Annotated in this window: 1 protein-coding gene; it reads right to left on the bottom strand. The window is 69.0% G+C overall.

Annotated features, from left to right (window positions below; translation table 11 throughout):
- Nucleotides 1-675, bottom strand: a 675-nt coding sequence (locus tag ABTU92_RS30685) for a toll/interleukin-1 receptor domain-containing protein (protein ID WP_408095299.1), incomplete at both ends; no start/stop codon positions are given.

The following is a 675-nucleotide window of genomic DNA, read 5'->3' as shown; positions in this document are numbered from 1 at the left end:
TCGGCTGTTACGCCACACCTCCGACAGCTCGAACATGCAATTGCGCGACCTGAGATATTTTTCGCTCAAGACGACGAACACCCGATCGCCGCCGCCGAGCCGCCGCATGAACTTCGAGATGCGATCGCCGAGGCCGAGCACCTGCTTGTCACGCAGGATGCGGGTTCCCTTCGCCTCGGCCGCATCACACAGGCGATCGACGATCTCCTCTCGCTCGCGGCCCTCGGGCGTGTCGTCCTTCCAGGCGTAGGAGACGAAATACTCGGGGCTCGCGGCCGGCTCCTGCGCGAATGTCTGCACCACGACCGGCGCGGCCTCGTCGTCGGCTGACAGGTCGGGGGGCACGCCCGGCCGCTCCTTGTCGAGGCGCGGCGGAACGCCGGTCGTCTCGCTCGGACGGAGGCCGGCCTGCTGCTGCTGGTGCTCGACCAGCTCGGCGAGGCTGCGCAGCAGCACGGTCGCCTGGCCGCCCTGGGTCGTGATCCGGATCGCGCCGCCCCACCCCTCGGCGTCAGGGACCTCCTCGATGACGGCGCGGGATCGCGTCCCGGTCTCGTAGACGAAGACGCCGCCGCGCCAGTAGTCGGCCGCGAGGCCCGCCTCACTGCCGATTTCCGAGATGATCGACCGCACCAAGCTCGGCAACAACAGCGCGTAGCGGAACTCGGCCGTCTC

This window comes from Rhodoplanes sp. SY1 (genome assembly GCF_046000175.1).
Classification (GTDB): domain Bacteria; phylum Pseudomonadota; class Alphaproteobacteria; order Rhizobiales; family Xanthobacteraceae; genus Rhodoplanes.
Note: the sequence above shows the minus strand (reverse complement) of the source record. Positions and strands in the feature narration are given on the sequence as shown.